Origin of the sequence: Streptomyces kebangsaanensis, assembly GCF_001906585.1 — a bacterium.
Taxonomy (GTDB): Bacteria; Actinomycetota; Actinomycetes; order Streptomycetales; family Streptomycetaceae; genus Streptomyces; species Streptomyces kebangsaanensis.
Map to the genome: position 1 here is coordinate 104928 of NZ_JUJA01000157.1, position 16365 is coordinate 121292.

The 16365-nt window shown below is 72.3% G+C and carries 22 protein-coding genes; 6 read left to right on the forward strand and 16 right to left on the reverse strand.

The annotated features are described in order from the left end of the window. Both RH94_RS44810 and RH94_RS27605 read right to left on the reverse strand, forming a co-directional pair. Window positions 1–193 (reverse strand): asparaginase (locus RH94_RS44810; protein WP_234426086.1); only part of this gene is annotated, 193 nt, incomplete at its 3' end. Window positions 194–300: 107 nt separating this feature from the next. Then, entirely contained in the window at window positions 301–1008 is a 708-nt protein-coding gene (locus RH94_RS27605) for an RsiG family protein (RefSeq protein ID WP_073950941.1), read from the reverse strand. 172 nt (window positions 1009–1180) lie between these two features. On the opposite strand from RH94_RS27605, the gene dtd reads away from it, so the two are divergent. After that, window positions 1181–1606, forward strand: a complete 426-nt coding sequence (dtd, locus tag RH94_RS27610) for a D-aminoacyl-tRNA deacylase (RefSeq protein WP_107428843.1) — start codon at window positions 1181–1183, stop codon at window positions 1604–1606. A gap of 27 nt (window positions 1607–1633) precedes the next feature. Here dtd and ygfZ read toward each other — a convergent pair whose 3' ends face one another. The 6 genes from ygfZ to RH94_RS27640 all read right to left on the reverse strand — a co-directional run bounded on the left by ygfZ (window position 1634) and on the right by RH94_RS27640 (window position 6341). Further along, a complete protein-coding gene (gene ygfZ, locus RH94_RS27615) occupies window positions 1634–2599 on the reverse strand; it encodes a CAF17-like 4Fe-4S cluster assembly/insertion protein YgfZ (RefSeq protein ID WP_073950943.1) in 966 nt (321 codons plus the stop codon). A gap of 10 nt (window positions 2600–2609) precedes the next feature. Then, window positions 2610–3047, reverse strand: a complete 438-nt coding sequence (locus RH94_RS27620) for a Fur family transcriptional regulator (protein ID WP_073950944.1) — start codon at window positions 3045–3047, stop codon at window positions 2610–2612. A gap of 16 nt (window positions 3048–3063) precedes the next feature. Next, window positions 3064–3639, reverse strand: coding sequence for an FABP family protein (locus RH94_RS27625; RefSeq protein ID WP_073950945.1), 576 nt, complete (start codon window positions 3637–3639; stop codon window positions 3064–3066). 241 nt (window positions 3640–3880) lie between these two features. Beyond that, on the reverse strand, window positions 3881–4756 hold the full coding sequence (locus RH94_RS27630) for a hypothetical protein (RefSeq protein ID WP_073950946.1): 876 nt from the start codon (window positions 4754–4756) through the stop codon (window positions 3881–3883). Beyond that, the gene (locus tag RH94_RS27635) at window positions 4753–5601 is read right to left on the reverse strand and encodes a hypothetical protein (RefSeq protein WP_234426087.1); all 849 of its coding nucleotides are present in this window, start codon (window positions 5599–5601) and stop codon (window positions 4753–4755) included. Before RH94_RS27635 ends, RH94_RS27630 begins: the two co-directional genes overlap by 4 nt. Then, entirely contained in the window at window positions 5598–6341 is a 744-nt protein-coding gene (locus RH94_RS27640; protein ID WP_079189208.1) for a hypothetical protein, read from the reverse strand. Before RH94_RS27640 ends, RH94_RS27635 begins: the two co-directional genes overlap by 4 nt. Before the next feature lie 175 nt (window positions 6342–6516). Between RH94_RS27640 and RH94_RS27645 the strand changes: the two genes are divergently transcribed. Next, entirely contained in the window at window positions 6517–6879 is a 363-nt protein-coding gene (locus RH94_RS27645; RefSeq protein ID WP_073950947.1) for a DsrE family protein, read from the forward strand. 24 nt (window positions 6880–6903) lie between these two features. On the opposite strand, the gene RH94_RS27650 is transcribed toward RH94_RS27645, so the two are convergent. The 8 genes from RH94_RS27650 to RH94_RS27685 all read right to left on the reverse strand — a co-directional run bounded on the left by RH94_RS27650 (window position 6904) and on the right by RH94_RS27685 (window position 12666). Continuing rightward, entirely contained in the window at window positions 6904–7161 is a 258-nt protein-coding gene (locus tag RH94_RS27650; RefSeq protein ID WP_073950948.1) for a DUF3099 domain-containing protein, read from the reverse strand. 668 nt (window positions 7162–7829) lie between these two features. Next, window positions 7830–8117 carry a DUF1416 domain-containing protein gene (locus RH94_RS27655; RefSeq protein WP_073950949.1) on the reverse strand — a complete coding sequence of 96 codons (288 nt, stop codon included), beginning with the start codon at window positions 8115–8117 and terminating at the stop codon, window positions 7830–7832. A 58-nt stretch (window positions 8118–8175) separates the two neighbouring features. Beyond that, window positions 8176–9021 carry a sulfurtransferase gene (locus RH94_RS27660; protein ID WP_073950950.1) on the reverse strand — a complete coding sequence of 282 codons (846 nt, stop codon included), beginning with the start codon at window positions 9019–9021 and terminating at the stop codon, window positions 8176–8178. Between the two features lie 139 nt (window positions 9022–9160). Next, complete coding sequence (locus tag RH94_RS46805; protein ID WP_355139345.1) at window positions 9161–9241, reverse strand: putative leader peptide; 81 nt, start codon at window positions 9239–9241, stop codon at window positions 9161–9163. Window positions 9242–9451: 210 nt separating this feature from the next. Continuing rightward, on the reverse strand, window positions 9452–10183 hold the full coding sequence (locus RH94_RS27670; protein ID WP_073950951.1) for an LmeA family phospholipid-binding protein: 732 nt from the start codon (window positions 10181–10183) through the stop codon (window positions 9452–9454). A 114-nt stretch (window positions 10184–10297) separates the two neighbouring features. After that, window positions 10298–11440, reverse strand: a complete 1143-nt coding sequence (locus RH94_RS27675) for a hypothetical protein (protein WP_073950952.1) — start codon at window positions 11438–11440, stop codon at window positions 10298–10300. Between the two features lie 3 nt (window positions 11441–11443). Further along, the gene (locus tag RH94_RS27680) at window positions 11444–11698 is read right to left on the reverse strand and encodes a MoaD/ThiS family protein (RefSeq protein WP_073950953.1); all 255 of its coding nucleotides are present in this window, start codon (window positions 11696–11698) and stop codon (window positions 11444–11446) included. A gap of 65 nt (window positions 11699–11763) precedes the next feature. Beyond that, a complete protein-coding gene (locus RH94_RS27685) occupies window positions 11764–12666 on the reverse strand; it encodes an alpha/beta hydrolase (protein ID WP_073950954.1) in 903 nt (300 codons plus the stop codon). 320 nt (window positions 12667–12986) lie between these two features. On the opposite strand from RH94_RS27685, the gene RH94_RS27690 reads away from it, so the two are divergent. From RH94_RS27690 to RH94_RS27705, 4 genes are all read left to right on the forward strand, one after another. Beyond that, window positions 12987–13766: a response regulator transcription factor gene (locus RH94_RS27690; RefSeq protein WP_073950955.1), complete on the forward strand. Its 780-nt coding sequence runs from the start codon at window positions 12987–12989 to the stop codon at window positions 13764–13766. A gap of 85 nt (window positions 13767–13851) precedes the next feature. Continuing rightward, a complete protein-coding gene (locus RH94_RS27695) occupies window positions 13852–14892 on the forward strand; it encodes a LacI family DNA-binding transcriptional regulator (protein ID WP_073950956.1) in 1041 nt (346 codons plus the stop codon). Window positions 14893–14997: 105 nt separating this feature from the next. Next, window positions 14998–16008, forward strand: coding sequence for a S1C family serine protease (locus RH94_RS27700; protein ID WP_073950957.1), 1011 nt, complete (start codon window positions 14998–15000; stop codon window positions 16006–16008). 32 nt (window positions 16009–16040) lie between these two features. Beyond that, on the forward strand, window positions 16041–16259 hold the full coding sequence (locus tag RH94_RS27705) for a hypothetical protein (protein ID WP_073950958.1): 219 nt from the start codon (window positions 16041–16043) through the stop codon (window positions 16257–16259). The last annotated feature ends 106 nt before the right edge of the window (window positions 16260–16365 follow it).

The window sequence follows — 16365 nt, forward strand, 5'->3', positions numbered from 1 at the left end:
CCTGCATCGGCTTGTTGGACGAGCGCGGGAAGACCGGCGCGGTCACGTCCCCCAGCGCGAGCTCGACCGAGCCGTCCGCGGCCAGCAGCACCAGGCTGCCCCGGTGCCGCCCTTCCACGAACCCCGAGCGGACCACCTCCGCCAGGACGGGGGGTGCGGCGGGGGGTACGACGGACGCTGACGACGTGGACATCGGCGGCACGGACATCGGCGGTGGCCTTCCGGGGCGACGGGCTGGGAAACCTGAGGCACGGCACGGCCGGCCGCCCGCGCCGGCCCGGGGTCTCCGCGGCCGTGGCGTCAGACGAGCAGGTCGTCCACCTGTGCTTCTCCCTCACGGTACCTGCGGGCGATCTCCGCGCTGCAGTCGTCGGCCGTGCGCTGCAGCTCCTGCCGCCGCCCGGACACCTGCTGCTCGTACCGCACGAGCCGGCCCATCGCCGCGCCCAGCTCCAGGTCCGTACGGGCGCCCAGGTCCGACAGCTCCACCTCGGCGAGCATCTGCGCGGCCAGCCGCCGGTACTCCTCCCCGTGCGGTGTGCCGAGCGTCACATGCCGGGCGGAGGAGCGCTGCCGGGCGGGCGCGTCCTTGAGGATCTCCGCGAGCCGCTCGACGACGGACGCCTGCTCGGGCGCGGGCGCCTGCCCGGCGTCCAGGACGGACTCGGGCCCGCGCCGGGCCAGTTCCGCGCGCAGGATGTCGATCCGCCCCTGCAGCAGCCGCCGTACGTAACTCAGGTCGGCCTCGTCCCGCTGCGCCTGCCGGCGCAGGGCGCGCAGTTCGGGCAGGCTCAGCAGGGCCAGACCCGGCTCCGGGACCGTGCCGGGCTCCGAAATCATTCCGGACTCCGGGACCGTGCCGGGCTCCGGGACCGTGCCGGGCTCCGGACGGTCCACGGGCAGCGCCGGGCTGTCGGTGCGCTGCACGGGCGGCCGGTGGGTCTCCGGAACGCCCCCGTGGATCGGCGAGGCCGCCCCGGGCTGCCGCTCGGTACTCGATGTGCTCATGCCCCTCAACCGTCCCCTCGACCGGCGCGTACGGGAAGCATCGTGCCACTCTGAGTGGCCAGTATGTGACCGAGTGCTCCTGATCGGCCCCGGATGGGGGGTTACGGGACAGAAAGAAGCACGATATGAACCCGCGGCCGCACCCGGACGGCCCACAGGCATGATGGTCGGCATGCGTGCAGTGGTGCAGAGGGTGGACGGCGCGAGCGTCGTCGTGGACGGCGAGACGGTGGGAGCGATCGAGGGGGAGGGACTGTGTGTCCTCGTCGGGGTCACCCACGAGGACACCGAGGAGAAGGCGGCCCAGCTCGCCCGCAAGCTCTGGTCGATCCGCATGCTGCACGACGAGAAGTCGTGCAGCGACACCGGAGCCCCGCTGCTGGTCATCAGCCAGTTCACGCTGTACGGCGACGCCCGCAAGGGCCGCCGCCCCACCTGGAACGCGGCCGCCCCCGGCGAGGTCGCCGAGCCGCTGGTCGACGAGGTGGTCGCCCAGCTGCGCGCGCTGGGCGCGACGGTGGCGACGGGCCGGTTCGGCGCGCGGATGCGGGTGTCGCTGACGAACGACGGCCCGTTCACCGTCCTGCTGGAGATGTGACCCGCGGGGATGTGACCCGCGGGGGCCCTACGGCTCGACGACGGTCTCCTGCGCCGCCGCCGTGTCCCCCGCCATCAGCCGCGCGTCCACCGGGACGTTCCGCTTGACCAGGGCGAGCGCGACCGGGCCGAGCTCGAAGTGCCGTACGGACGTGGTCACGAAACCGACCTTGCGGCCGTCCGGTCCCTCGTCGGCGAGGCGGATCTCCGTGCCGGCCGCCGGCAGGTGGACCTCGCTGCCGTCGAGGTGCAGGAAGACCAGGCGGCGCGGCGGCTTGCCCAGGTTCTGCACCCGGGCCACGGTCTCCTGACCGCGGTAGCAGCCCTTCTGCAGGTGGACGGCCGTACCGATCAGGCCCAGCTCGTGCGGGATGGTCCGGTGGTCGGTCTCGAAGCCGAGCCGGGGGCGGTGCTGCTCGACGCGCAGCGCCTCGTGGGCGAGGATCCCGGCCGGCGGACCGGCCGTCCCGGCGAACGACTCCAGGTCCGCACGCGGCAGGAACAGGTCACGGCCGTACGCGGTCTCCCGTACGACGACCCCCTCGGGCACCTCCGCGATGGAACCGGCCGGCAGGTGCACGACGGCGAAGTCGCCGGTGCGGTCGGCGACCTCGACCCGGTAGAAGAACTTCATCGACTCCAGGTACGCGATCAGCGCCTCCTGGGTGCCGGGCTCCACGTGCGCCCAGACCGTCTCGCCGTCGTCGACCAGGTAGAGCGCGTGCTCGATGTGGCCGTGCGCGGACAGGATCAGCGCCTCGGTGGCCTGGCCGGCGGGCAGCTCGCTGACGTGCTGGGTGAGCAGCAGGTGCAGCCAGCTGAGCCGGTCCTCGCCGGAGACGGCGACGACACCGCGGTGCGAGAGGTCGACGAATCCGGTGCCGTCCGCGAGGGCGCGCTGCTCGCGGAACAGGTCGCCGTAGTGGGCGGCGACGCCTTCGTCCACGCCCTCGGCGGGGACGGCTCCGGGCAGGGACAGCAGGGGGCTCTTCATAGGGGCAAGCCTACGACGCGGTGGTCGAACTCCTCGCGGAACAGCCCTCGCAGCGGCCGAAGATGGCGAAGTGCTTCAGGTCGGTGTCGAAGCCGAACTGCTGCCGCAGCTTGGCCGTGAAGTCCTCCGCCACCTCCACGTCGGCCTCGATGACGCTCTCGCAGTCCCGGCAGACCAGGTGCAGGTGGTGGTGGCGGTCGGCGAGGTGGTAGGTGGGCGCGCCGTGGCCGAGGTGGGCGTGGCTGACCAGGCCCAGCTCCTCCAGCAGCTCCAGGGTCCGGTAGACGGTGGAGATGTTGACCCCTGACGCGGTCTTCCTCACCTCGCCGAGGATCTCGTCGGGGGTCGCGTGCTCCAGGGTGTCCACGGCTTCGAGCACGAGTTGCCGCTGCGGCGTCAGCCGGTAGCCGCGCTGCCTGAGGTCGCTCTTCCAGTCGGTGCTCACCACACCAGAGAGTCTAGGACTACTTGAAGAACGCGATCCCGTCGTCCGGCAGGTCGTCCGGAAGGGCCTTGGCCCAGCGCTCGACCTGTTCGGGGGTGACGACCTTCTTCAGGTGGGCCGACATGTAGGGGCGCAGCTCGACCTCGGGGGTCTGCTTCTCGCCGACCCACATCAGGTCGCTCTTGACGTAGCCGTACAGCCGCTTGCCGCCGGTGTAGGGGCGGGAGGCGGCGGTGCGGGCGACCGCGTCGGTGGCCAGCTCGATCTGCGGCTTCTTGTGGGCCAGCTCGCCGTACCAGATCTCGATGACGCCGTCGTCGCGGACCATCGTGACCTCGACCTTGCGGCCGGTGTCGATCCGCCAGAAGCCGGACTCGGACTCCAGCGGCCTGACCTTGTTGCCGTCCTGGTCCAGCACCCAGGTGCGTGAGTGGTACTCCAGGAAGTCCCGGCCGTCGTGGGTGAAGGTGACCTCCTGGCCGAAGTTGCACTTCTCGGCGCCGGGGAAGTCGTGCACGCCGGCGCCGGCCCAGTCGCCGAGCAGGAAGGCGAGGGGGACCAGGTCCTTGTGGAGGTCGGACGGGATCTCGATCATGAGCAGCGGTTCCTGGATGTCGTCGTCAGCGCCGGCCGTTGTCAGCGCTGGCCCTGGTACAGCTTCTTCACGGTCAGGTAGGCGAAGGCGAGGACGCCGACGCAGACCAGGACCAGCAGGGTTTCGAAGAAGATCTCCACGGGGTGCTCCTCGGTTGAGCAGGATGCGGTGCGTACACAGGGCCGGGGCCCAGCTTAGTCGGCCGGGTCCCGGCCCTCTTTGTGAGGTGTGCCGACCGGGCTCAGGCGAGCAGCTGACCCTGCAGGGCCACCGTCTGCTGGAAGGGAACGGCGGCGGCGGTGCCCCTGCGGGACTGGATGATCACCGCGAGGGTGTCGCCCGCGGTCAGGTACGCGTGGCGCACCTGTTCGGCGCCGTAGGGCTTGGCCTCGGTGTAGACGGAGTACGAGATGTCGTCGATGCGGGCCTGGGGCGGGAAGTCCTCGTCGTGGACGGAGGTCTCGGCTCCGCGCACCGGGAAACCCGGGCTGTCGTACGGGGCGAGCTCTCCCTCCACCAGATCGTCCGCCGGCACCGCGGTGTTGAACCGCAGCAGGTAGATCCGCGTGTGCGTGCCGTCCCGCGTGGTCCAGCCGCGGGCGGCGACGTGCCGCAGGCCGTGGTCGGTCAGCTGCTGCCCGAGCTTCTTCCGGTCGCTCTGCCGTGCGTACTCCGCGAGGAAGTCCTCCGTCTCCAGCCAGCCGTCCGTGCCGCGCAGGGCCTTGTCCTCCGTCGCGCCCCTGGGGGCGGGCAGGACGAGGGCCCGCAGATCGGCGTGGTGGGCCCCGACCGCGTTGTCCTCGGCGAACGGGCCGGGGCTGCCGGACGGCAGGGGCGGCTTGGTGAGCGTCGGGTAGTCCCAGCGGCCGTCCGAGGCGGTGGCGAGACCGGGAACGTCGGTGCGGTCCATGCCGGCGATGCCGTACGCCGTCCCCGCCCCGGCCGCCGCGAACACCACGACGGCCGCGGTCCAGCGCAGTACGGCCCGCAGGACCCGCCGGTCCCTGCCGGGCGGAGGCTGCGGGGGGACGCCGGCGGCCGGCGGCGCCTCCGGTGTCGGCGGTGTGTCCGGCATCGGCGGCGCGGCGCTCACGGACGTCTGCTGCTGCTCGGTCATACGGCCTTCCCCGGGTCCTTGATGCGGTCGAGCTGTACGCGGAGCATCCGGGCCACAGCCTCCCTGTCCAGCGGCTTGGCCCCGTACGCGGTCGCGCTGACCAGCACGTCGCCCTGGTAGGCGGAGCAGATCACGAGGTCGAGCTTCTCCTTGGAGCTCGCGGGTGGCAGGAAGCACCGGGCGTTCTTGTGACCCTCGACCCTGGGTCCCGCCCGGAAGATCTTCATGGCGTCGAGGAACTCCTGCTGGAAGGACGCGATGGAGCGCACGGTCCCCCGGCTCTCCATCCGGGACAGCACGATGTCGACGACGAAGGCGTCCTCGGCGTCCATCGCGCTGTACTGGCCCGGGTTCAGCAAGCTGACATAGCTGCGCATCACCATGCCCGTGATGTGCTGCTTGTCGATCTTCTTCTCCATCAGCCGCCGCTGGGAGCGGGGCAGGTTCCGCAGCGACTCCTTGTGCAGCGCGGTGGCCTGAGCGCCACTCAGCTCGGCGTCGGCGCCGAACCTGCCCAGGTCCGGGCCGGGACCGTATCCGCTCTCGCCGTAGGGCAGCAGCATTCCCTTCAGGCCGGTGGGCTCGGGCTGCTCGCTCTCCGCCGCCTCGGGCAGGCGCCAGACGGGTTTGCCGGGATCGCGGTCGGCGTCGCGGACGGTCTTCGCGGTGAAAGCGGTGCCGCCGGCGAGCGCGGCGAGCAGCACGACGCATCCTGCGATCACACCGGCACGCCGGCGCCGGGTGGACGGCGCGGGTGCCTCTGTTGTGTTCGGGTGCTCGCTGCCCGAGGGTTCGCTGCTCGGGTGCTCACTGCTCGAAAGTTCGCTGTTCAGGTGCTCGCTCACAGCCGCCCCACCTGCCGCTCGGCCAGACCCATGATCTCCTTCTTGGATATGGGCTTGGTGTCGCAGATGTAGATGTCCATGGCGATGTCGCCGCGCCAGGCGTGCGCCTCGGCCGAGTACACCGGGAGGTAGCCCGGCTCCCGCTCGGGTGTGCTGTCCACGTAGACCCTGCCCTCACCTGTGCCGGGGATGGGCCAACTGCGGTTACCCGAGTCGCGCTCCGCCCAGTACATTCCGCCGTCGGCCTGGTCCTCGGCGCCCATGCGCTCCTCCTGGCGGAACTGCACGAGGTGGATCTCGACGGTATGCGTGTCAGTGGTCCGCCACGAGGCCACCGCGACGCGGCGGAACTCGCTCGTGAGCTGATCCGAGAAGGCCTTGCCCGGCTTGTCATAGGTGCCCGCGTACTCGGCGAGGTTCATCCAGCCGTCGTCGCCCAGCCGGTACGGAAGGTCCCGTGCCCCGCTCGGCCGCGGGACCAGCAGCTTGCGCAGGTCGCCGTCGGTGCGCACGCGCGGGTCCTGTGCGGCCGACAACGGCTCCACCTGGCCCTTGGCCTGCTTCACGACCGGCTGGGACAGCGGCGGCAGGGGGGTGGGTGTGCGGTCGGCCTGGACGAGATAGCCGGTGCAGGTGCCGGCGACGGCGCCGAGGGCGGCGGCGGTGGCGACGAGGAGTGCGGTACGGCCGCGTCGGCGGGCGCGGGGCACGTGGCGCGGTGCCTCCGGCGCTTCCGGCACCGTTCGGGCCTCGGTCGCTTCCTGCGCCTCGGACGCCGCGGTCGGGTGATCGGCTCTTTCAGGTACTTCCAAGACGTCTCCCCCAGAACGGGAAGCGCGCCTTCCGTATGCGCGCTTCAACAGGAGACCCCCGGGTGACGCCCTGGGTTGCAAGGGAGTTGATTACGATTCGAATATGGCGAAGAAGCTCGTGATCAAGGTGACGGCGGGGGCGGACGCCCCCGAGCGGTGCTCTCAGGCGTTCACGGTGGCGGCGGTGGCCGTGGCCAGCGGGGTCGACGTCTCGCTGTGGCTGACCGGGGAGTCCTCCTGGTTCGCGCTGCCGGGCCGGGCCGCCGAGTTCGAGCTGCCGCACGCCGCTCCGCTGCCGGACCTGGTCGACTCGATCCTGGCGGCCGGCCGGATCACCCTGTGCACGCAGTGCGCGGCCCGCCGCGAGATCACGGAGAAGGACGTGATCGAGGGCGTGCGGATCGCGGGCGCGCAGGTGTTCGTCCAGGAGGCGCTGGGCGACGAGACGCAGGCGCTCGTCTACTGAGACACCCGTGAGGCCCCGACGGGCTCAGCGGCGTTTCTTGCCGTCCAGCTCGTCCCACCAGTCGTCGGACTGCTTGTCGCCGGACGGGTCGTCCCACCAGCGGTCCTCGGGTCCGCGCCGGTTGGCGACCATCGCGGCGACCGGCGGGATCACCATGGCGACCACGCACATCCCGACCGCCGCGGGCACCGACCACATGCGCACGACCCCCCAGGCCAGGACGAACAGTCCGATACAGACGCCCATCATGGCGAAGTACACGTGACGCCGCCGTGCGTACATACCTCCAGGGTAGATCCGCACCACCCGGTCGCCCGCCCACACCGAAAGCCGACGGCCGGAGGCCGGCGCAGCGGCCCGAAGCCTGCGCAGCAGTGCGAGGAGCGCGTCAGGAAGGGGCCACGTGACGCCGCCGTGCGTACATACCTCCAGGGTAGATCCGCACCACCCGGTCGCCCGCCCACACCGAAAGCCGACGGCCGGAGGCCGGCGCAGCGGCCCGAAGCCTGCGCAGCAGTGCGAGGAGCGCGTCAGGAAGGGGCCACGTGACGCCGCCGTGCGTACAGACCTCCAGGGTAGATCCGCACCACCCGGTCGCCCGCCCACACCGAAAGCCGACGGCCGGAGGCCGGCGCAGCGGCCCGAAGCCTGCGCAGCAGTGCGAGGAGCGCGTCAGGAAAGGGCCACGTGACGCCGCCGTGCGTACAAGACCCCCAGGGCAGGTCCGCACCACCCGGTCGCCCGCCCACACCGAAAGCCGACGGCCGGAGGCCGGCGCAGCGGCCCGAAGCCTGCGCAGCAGTGCGAGGAGCGCGTCAGGAAGGGGCCACGTGACGCCGCCGTGCGTACAGACCCCAGGGCAGGTCCGCACCACCCTCCCGTGGCAGGCCGAAGGGCCGCGTCCCAGGTGTCCAACCCGGGGGACGCGGCCCTTCTGGCACGGTGCGCGGTCAGACCGCGATCGCGACCTCCGCGAGGCCGCCCTGCTGGGCGACGACCGTACGGTCGGCGGTGGCACCGGGGACGAGGGCGCGGACCGTCCAGGTGCCCTCGGCCGCGTAGAAACGGAACTGGCCCGTGGCGGAGGTGGGGACCTCCGCGGTGAACTCGCCGGTCGAGTCCAGCAGCCGGACGTAGCCCGTCACCGGCTCGCCGTCGCGGGTCACCTGGCCCTGGATCGTCGTCTCACCGGGCCTGATCGTCGAGGCGTCCGGGCCGCCGGCCTTCGCTCCACACATGTGCTGCTCCAGAGGTTCGAAGAGGTCGAAGAGGTCGAAACGGTCTGAACCGTCCTGCTTACTTGCCGGAGCCCAGCTCGATCGGCACGCCCACCAGGGAGCCGTACTCGGTCCAGGAGCCGTCGTAGTTCTTGACGTTCGGGACCTCGAGCAGCTCGTGCAGGACGAACCAGGTCAGCGCGGAGCGCTCACCGATGCGGCACAGGGCGATGGTGTCCTTCGCCAGGTCGACCTGCTCCGCCTCGTAGAGGGCCTTGAGCTCCTCGTCCGACTTGAAGGTGCCGTCGTCGTTGGCGTTCTTGGACCACGGGATGTTCCGGGAGGTCGGCACGTGGCCGGGGCGCTGCGACTGCTCCTGCGGCAGGTGGGCCGGGGCGAGCAGCTTGCCGGAGAACTCGTCGGGCGAGCGGACGTCGACGATGTTCAGCTTGCCGATCGCGTCCACGACCTCGTCGCGGAAGGCGCGGATGGAGGCGTCCTGCGGCTTGGCCCTGTACTCGGTCTTCGGGCGCTCCGGGACCTCGTCGCCGGGGACCAGCTCGCGGGCGTCCAGCTCCCACTTCTTGCGGCCGCCGTCGAGCAGCTTGACGTTCTCGTGGCCGTACAGCTTGAAGTACCAGTACGCGTACGAGGCGAACCAGTTGTTGTTGCCGCCGTAGAGGACCACCGTGTGGTCGTTGGAGATGCCCTTCTCCGACAGGAGCTTCTCGAAGCCCTCCTGGTCGACGAAGTCACGGCGGACCGGGTCCTGGAGGTCCTTGGTCCAGTCGATCCGGATGGCGTTCTTGATGTGGTTCTTGTCGTACGCGGACGTGTCCTCGTCGACCTCGACGATGGCGATGCTCGGGTCGTCCAGGTGCTCCTGGAGCCAGTCGGCGTCGACCAGTACGTCGCTGCGGCTCATGCTCAATCTCCTCCGGGGCAGTTACGGCGGGGCGTGCGGGTGCGGGGGCGCGCCGATGCGCGGTGCGGTGCCGGCGTACGCGGCGCACGGATGGCCCCGGGTCGTCTACGGGGCCGGCGATACGGGAGGAAGCTCCCGTTCAGGAAGTGCGACAGAGCATGGCGGCCACGCGGCACAGGTCCACTGCCCGCCGCTTCGTGAGATCCGCCTGTCGCTGCATGGGGTCGATCGTAGGGAGGGACGGGCGGTTGTGTCACCGGCATGTCGGATGTTGAGACAACATCGTCCGTTATGTGAGAAGAGGGGAGTGGCCGGGCCGCCTCCGTACGGCTTCCGGGCGTCCGCGCCTCTCCCCGGCCCCGCGCCGCATCTGCGGTGCGGACGACGGCGTCTCGCCAGTCGGACACCCTTTCGTCATCCGGCTGCTGTCCTACCCGGCGAGCCGGACGTCCGAACCCTTCACCGTGATCTCCACGCCGCCCTGCACCGCCCGCACCGAGTCCAGCCGGACCCCGCCCGGCAGCCGGTCGATCGCCTGCTGGAAGTCGGTGATCGAGCGCATCCTGTCCTCGGCGATCTGCACGCCGCCGAACTTGGGCAGCGTGTCGGCCTGGACCTGGACCTTGTCGTCCTTCACCGTGACCGAGCTGAGCACCGAGACGGGCAGCTTCGTACCGAGCACGGTCCCCACGACGTCGACCTTGATCCTGCCGTCGCCGCCGTCGGACAGGCCGACCACCTGTGCGGTCACACCGGGAGCGACCTGCGTGGACTCGGACTTGGCCGCCTTGAGCAGCTCGTCGTAGGCGATGGTCGCGGTTCCCGTGGCGTCGGACGCGGTGGCCGAGCGGTAGTCGCCGGAGAACTTCACGCCCCTCATGTCCGCCCTGAGGTCGTCGATACGGATCCTCTGCTCACCGTTGCCGGTGGCCGCCTGGTAGTCCTTGATGCCGATCTCGATGTCGTCCAGCTCACCGCTCGCCACCTGGGTCAGGAACGGGAAGCCCTTGATGGACACGTCGGGTGTGCTCGCCAGGTTCTCGGTCGACTTCAGCCTGTCCGCCGCCTGGCTCTCCGCGAAGTGCACCGCGACCCGGTCGACCACCACGAACAGCACACCCAGGATCACGGTGATGATCAGAAGTATTCGCAGCGCGCGCATGCGGTGTTCTCCCAGCTCGGCGATACCGACGGCCGGACGGCCGTCCTGCGGGAGCCTAACGCCCGGAAACGGCCCGCCCGGCAATCTGTGGATCACCTGTGACAGGAGGGACGGCTACCCCAGCGCCCGTCCCAGCACCCACACCACCGGTGCCGCCGCCGCGAGCGGCAGGGCGACGCCGGCCGTGAAGTGCACGAAGCGCGAGGGGTAGTCGTAGCCGGCCGCCCGGTGCCCGATCAGGGCGCAGACCGCCGCGCCCGCGCCGAGCAGCGCGCCCTTCGCGCCCAGGCCCGTCATGCCGCCGACCGCGATGCCCGCGCCCGCCGCGGCGAGCAGCGAGACGACGGCGGAGGCCGCGGTGGGCAGCGGCAGCGCACGCGCCGGAACGGCCACCGCGACCGCCGCCGCGCCGACCGCGACCGCGTGCGGCGCGGCGGCCAGGTAGCCGGTCGCCACGATGGCCAGCGCCGCCGCGGCGACGGTCGCCATCAGGCCGTACATCCGCTCGTCCGGGTCGGCGTGCGAGCGCAGCTGCAGGACGAGCGAGAGCAGGACCCACACCCCGAGCGTGCCCAGGATCGCCGCGGGCGCGTTCTCGCGGCCCGCGCCCAGCACGGCCGCGTCCGCGGCGAGCGCGCCGGCGAAGCCGAGGGCGATGCCCTGGCGGGCGGGCCACATGCCGTTCAGCCGGAACCAGCCCGCGGCCGTCACGGCCTGGAGCACGACCAGCGGCACGAGGAGCGCGTAGGTGCCGAGCTCGGCCGCGCCGGCCAGCAGCAGCCCCAGCAGCGCGGTGAGCGCGGCCGGCTGCATCCCGGGCTCGATGACCGGCGAACGCCCCTCGGCGCGGGCCCGCTGGGCGTCGGTGACGCGGGCGTTGCCGGCGATGGTGGCGGGTCCGTAGCCGGGATCGCCCCCGGAGGGGCCGGCGGCGGGCTGTGGCTGTGGTTGTGGCTGTGCGTGGGCCGCCGCCGGCTCCTGGGCTCCCACCGGTGGCAGGTACGCCGTCTCCGCGGCGGAGGCGGCGGCAGCCGCGGACGGCCGCGTGTGCGACTGGGTGTCCCAGGTCTGCCCCTGCCACTGCTGCGTGTACTGGTGGGCGTCCTGCGGATCGTCGTACGCCTGCTGCGCGGGCCACGCCTGCTGGTGCGGGTACGGCTGCTGCGGGGCGGGCGCCTGCGGGTACTGCTGCGCGTACGGGTTGTACCCGTCGTGGGGGTTCTCGTTCCAGGACCCCTCATGCGGCCGGTCGGTCATCGCTCACCCTCCTGCGAACGGCGGGAGCACCTCGACCGTGCCGCCCTCGGTCAGCCGTACCGTCTCATGCCCGCGCGTCCCCACGGGGTCACCGTCGATCAGGAACGAGCAGCGCCGCAGGACGCGGACGAGTTCGCCGGGGTGCCGCTCGCGCACCGCGTCGAGCGCCTCGGCGAGCGTCTCCGCCTCGTACGGCTCCTCGGCGACCCCGGCCGCGGCCTTCGCCGCCGCCCAGTAGCGCACCGTGACCTCTGCCATCCCGTTCCTCGCGTCACTCGGCTCACTCGGCAGTGAACCGACCATGGACAGTGAACAGGGTCAGGCTAGCCCGCCTGCGCGCGGGTCCAGCGCGCGATGCGGTGCAGGAGCTCGTCGGCGGCGGCGTTCTCGGCGTGGCCCATGCCTGGCTCCAGCCAGAGTTCCCCGTGGCCGCCGGCGGCCGCGGCCAGCGTCCGCGGGTGGTCGAGGGGGAAGTAGCCGTCCCGGTCGCCGTGCACGATCAGCAGCGGGGTGGGCGCGATGCGGGGGACCGCCTCCACCGGGGAGAGCGGGACCGGGTCCCAGTCGCGGTGGTGGATGCGGGTGTGCAGCCCGTAGCGGCTCACCAGGCGGCCCTCGGGGCGGGTGACCAGCCAGTGCAGCCGGCGCATGGGGGCCGTGCCCCGGTAGTACCAGCGCGCGGGCGCGCTGACGGAGACCACGGCGTCCGTGCGCGCCCCGGTCCGTTCCGCGTCCGCCGGGCCGCCGTGCAGGGCCGCGTGCCGCAGCACCACCGAGCCGCCCATGGAGAAGCCGACGGTCACCACGCGCGCGTGCCCGAAGCCCCGCGCCCACGCGACCGCCGCCGCCAGGTCCAGCACCTCGCGGTCGCCGACGGTCGAACGTCCGCCGGAGGCCCCGTGGCCGCGGAAGGAGAAGGTCACGACGGCGCCGTACTGCGCGAGGACCCGCGCCACCCGGCGCACGTGCGGCCGGTCCAGGTCGCCGGTGAAACCGTGGGCGATCACGAACACCGGGTCGCCGGAGTCCTCGTACGCACCCTCGTGCGCGCCCCCGTACGCGCCCCTGTGCGCGCCTTCGCGCACGGCCGCTCCGGGCTCGTACACCGCGTCAAGCGCCACCCCGTCCGCCGTGCGCAGAAACGTCCTGACCCGCGTTGCCGGCGCCGCCTGGGACTCCGGGACGCCCGCCGGACGCGCCGCATGACCTGCCGATCCCGTGCTCATGTCGGTTATTCTGCTGCGAAGAGGACTCGGGCAGCGAAGCCCCCGGGTCCTTTCGTGCTTTCGGAAGCGTTGTACGCGACGCGGGCAGCCGCGGGTGTACGGGCCGTCGATCGCGCAGTGGCTCCCCGGAGCCGCGGCGGGTCCCAGGGGCTCGGGATTCGCACACCGACGAAGCGACGAAGCAGTGCCGCAGACGTCCTCGCAGGGACCCGGAAGGAACCAGACGGTATGGACGAGCGAACCGTGCACGAACGCCCGACGGCCCGGGCAGGGGGGACTCCCCCGCCCTGGCGGAGCCGGGAGCCCGAGGGAGGGATGCGATGAGTTCCCTGCTGCTCCTGACCAACGCCCTCCAGCCGTCGGCGGAGGTGCTCCCCGCCCTCGGCCTGCTGCTGCACAACGTGCGCGTGGCCCCGGCCGAGGGACCCGCGCTCGTGGACACCCCGAGCGCCGACGCCGTCCTGGTCGACGGGCGGCGCGACCTGCCCCAGGCGCGCGGCCTGTGCCGGCTGCTGCGCTCCACGGGCCTCGGCTGCCCGCTGATCCTCGTGGTCACGGAGGGCGGCCTCGCGGCCGTCACCGCCGACTGGGGCATCGACGACGTCCTGCTGGACACCGCCGGCCCCGCCGAGGTGGAGGCCCGGCTCCGGCTGGCCCTGGGCCGCCGGCAGCTGGCGGGCGACGACTCCCCCATGGAGATCCGCACCGGCGACCTGTCCGTGGACGAGGCGGCCTACAGCGCCAAGCTCAAGGGCCGGGTGCTGGACCTGACCTTCAAGGAGTTCGAGCTCCTGAAGTACCTCGCGCAGCACCCGGGCCGCGTCTTCACCCGCGCCCAGCTGCTGCAGGAGGTCTGGGGCTACGACTACTTCGGCGGCACCCGGACGGTCGACGTGCACGTACGGCGGCTGCGGGCCAAGCTCGGCCCCGAGCACGAGTCGCTGATCGGGACCGTCCGGAACGTCGGTTACCGATTTGTCATCCCCGAGAAGACCGAGCGCCCCGCGGACGAGGCCAAGGCCGAGGGCGCCCGGTCAAAGCCGAAGAATCCGGGCACCGCGGACGGCCCGGTGGCCGGGCGGGCCAGCGCGAAGGCGTAAGCGCGCTCCGGCAGGGCACCGCGTCCGCCCGCCCAAGCTTCGACACGCCCTGCCCGGAGCGGGTCAATCCGCGTAGACTCCGCGCGTGGCCAAGGTGACTCGGGACGACGTGGCGCGGCTGGCGGGAACTTCCACCGCCGTGGTCAGCTATGTCATCAACAACGGACCCCGGCCGGTCGCCCCGGCCACGCGCGAGCGTGTCCTCGCCGCGATCAAGGAGCTGGGGTACCGGCCCGACCGGGTCGCCCAGGCGATGGCCTCGCGGCGCACGGACCTCATAGGCCTGATCATCCCGGACGCCCGCCAGCCCTTCTTCGGCGAGATGGCGCACGCGGTGGAGTGGGCCGCGGCCGAGCGCGGGAAGATGGTGCTCGTCGGCAACTCCGACTACGTGGCCGAGCGCGAGGTCCACTACCTGCGGGCGTTCCTCGGGATGCGCGTCTCCGGCCTGATCCTGGTCAGCCACGCGCTGAACGACCGGGCCGCCGCCGAGATCGAGGCCTGGGACGCCCGGGTGGTGCTGCTGCACGAGCGGCCCGAGGCCATCGACGACGTGGCCGTGGTCATCGACGACCTCGGCGGCGCCCAGCTCGCCGTACGCCACCTGCTGGAGCACGGCTACGAGTACGTCGCCTGTGTGGGCGGCACGGCCGACACCCCGGCCGTGGGCGACCCGGTCTCCGACCACGTCGAGGGCTGGCGGCGCGCGATGGCCGAGGCCGGCCTCTCCACCGAGGGGCGCCTGTTCGAGGCGCCGTACAACCGCTACGACGCCTACCGGATCGGCCTGGAGATCCTCTCGGGCCCCGACCGCCCCCCGGCGGTCTTCTGCTCCACCGACGACCAGGCGATCGGTCTGCTGCGGGCCGCGCGCGAGCTGCGCATCGACGTGCCGGGCGAGCTGGCGGTGGCCGGGTTCGACGACATCAAGGAGGCGGCGCTGACGGACCCGCCGCTGACGACGGTCGCCTCGGACCGGTCGGCGATGGCCCGGACGGCCGTGGACCTGGTGCTGGACGACGCGCTGCGGGTGGCCGGTTCGCGGCGGGAGCGGCTGAGGGTGTTCCCGTCGCGACTGGTGGTGCGGAGCTCCTGCGGCTGCGGGGAACCGGGGGACGCGGAGTAGCAGTCCGGCCGCGCGGCGCTCGCTTACATCGGGCATACGCGGTTCTGTCGGGCTTCTCAGCCGGGACTCAGGTGTCTCTCATGATCACGGGTCACTCTCATTGTCATGAGCGAGAGCATCCGCCGCAGCGGCGAGTACGCAGACCCCCGGGGTGACGGCCGGACCCCGGTGACCCCGGAGTGGCCGCCCCCGCCCGCGTACGCCCCCGCGCCTCCCGCGTCCCCCACGCCTCCGGCGCACGCGGCGAGGAAGCGCTCCCGGGGCCCGCTCGCTCTGCTGGCGGCGGTGGCGATCGCCTCCGCGGTCGTGGGCGGCGGCACCGCCTTCGCCTTCCAGGAGCTGACCGGCCAGAAGACGGTCGCCGCCGGCGGCACCGGCGCCAACGTGGTGCCCGTCGGCCAGCGGGGCAGCATCGCCGCGATCGCCAGGGCGGCCGGCCCCGGCGTCGTCGAGATCACCGCGGCCCTGGCCGACGGCACGTCCACCGGTTCCGGCGTGATCATCACCAGCGGCGGCGAGGTCGTCACCAACAACCACGTCGTGGCGGGTGCCTCGTCGATCAGGGTGCGGACCAGCGACGGCACCTCGTACACCGCGCGGGTCGTCGGCACCGACAGCTCCAAGGACCTCGCCCTGATCAAGCTCCAGGGCGCCTCCGGCCTCAAGGCGGCCGCCCTCGGCGACTCCGACGGCGTGGCGGTCGGCGACCAGGTGGTCGCGATCGGCTCCCCCGAGGGGCTGACCGGCACCGTCACCAGCGGCATCGTCTCCGCCCTCGGCCGGGACGTGACCGTGTCGACCGACGAGAACCAGGGGCAGGGGCGGGGCGACGGAGGCTGGCCGTTCGAGTTCGGCGGCCGGCAGTTCAACGGCGACACCGGCTCCTCCACCACCACCTACAAGGCGATCCAGACCGACGCGTCCCTCAACCCGGGCAACTCCGGCGGCGCTCTGATCGACGCGAACGGCAACGTCATCGGCATCAACGCGGCGATGTACTCGGCCGCCTCCGGCTCGGACCCGTCCGGTGCCGGCAGCGTCGGCCTCGGCTTCGCCATCCCGATCAACACCGTCAAGTCCGACCTGGCCACGCTCCGCTCCGACGCGCAGAGCTGAACGACGACAGGAACCACGGCAAGGAGTACGACATGATCCAGCAGGTTGTGCACGAGACCACGGACACCGTCGACGCGACCGCCCCCGGCGGCCTCTCCCAGGCGCTGACCGTCGCGAAGGACCTCCACAGCCCGGCGTACCGCGCCCCCGAGGTCGTCGCGGTCCCCGAGCTGATGGGCCTGCGCACCTCCGCCGAGCGCCCGCACCGGTACAAGGTGCCGCTGAGGCGGCTCACGGCGATGGCTGCGTGAGACACGGCACGCGCACGTTTCCGGGCCGCACGCCGCGGCCCGGAAACGTGCGACGCTGAGAACGTCCCGCCCCGGACCGGCCGGTCCGGGGCGGGACGTTCTCAGC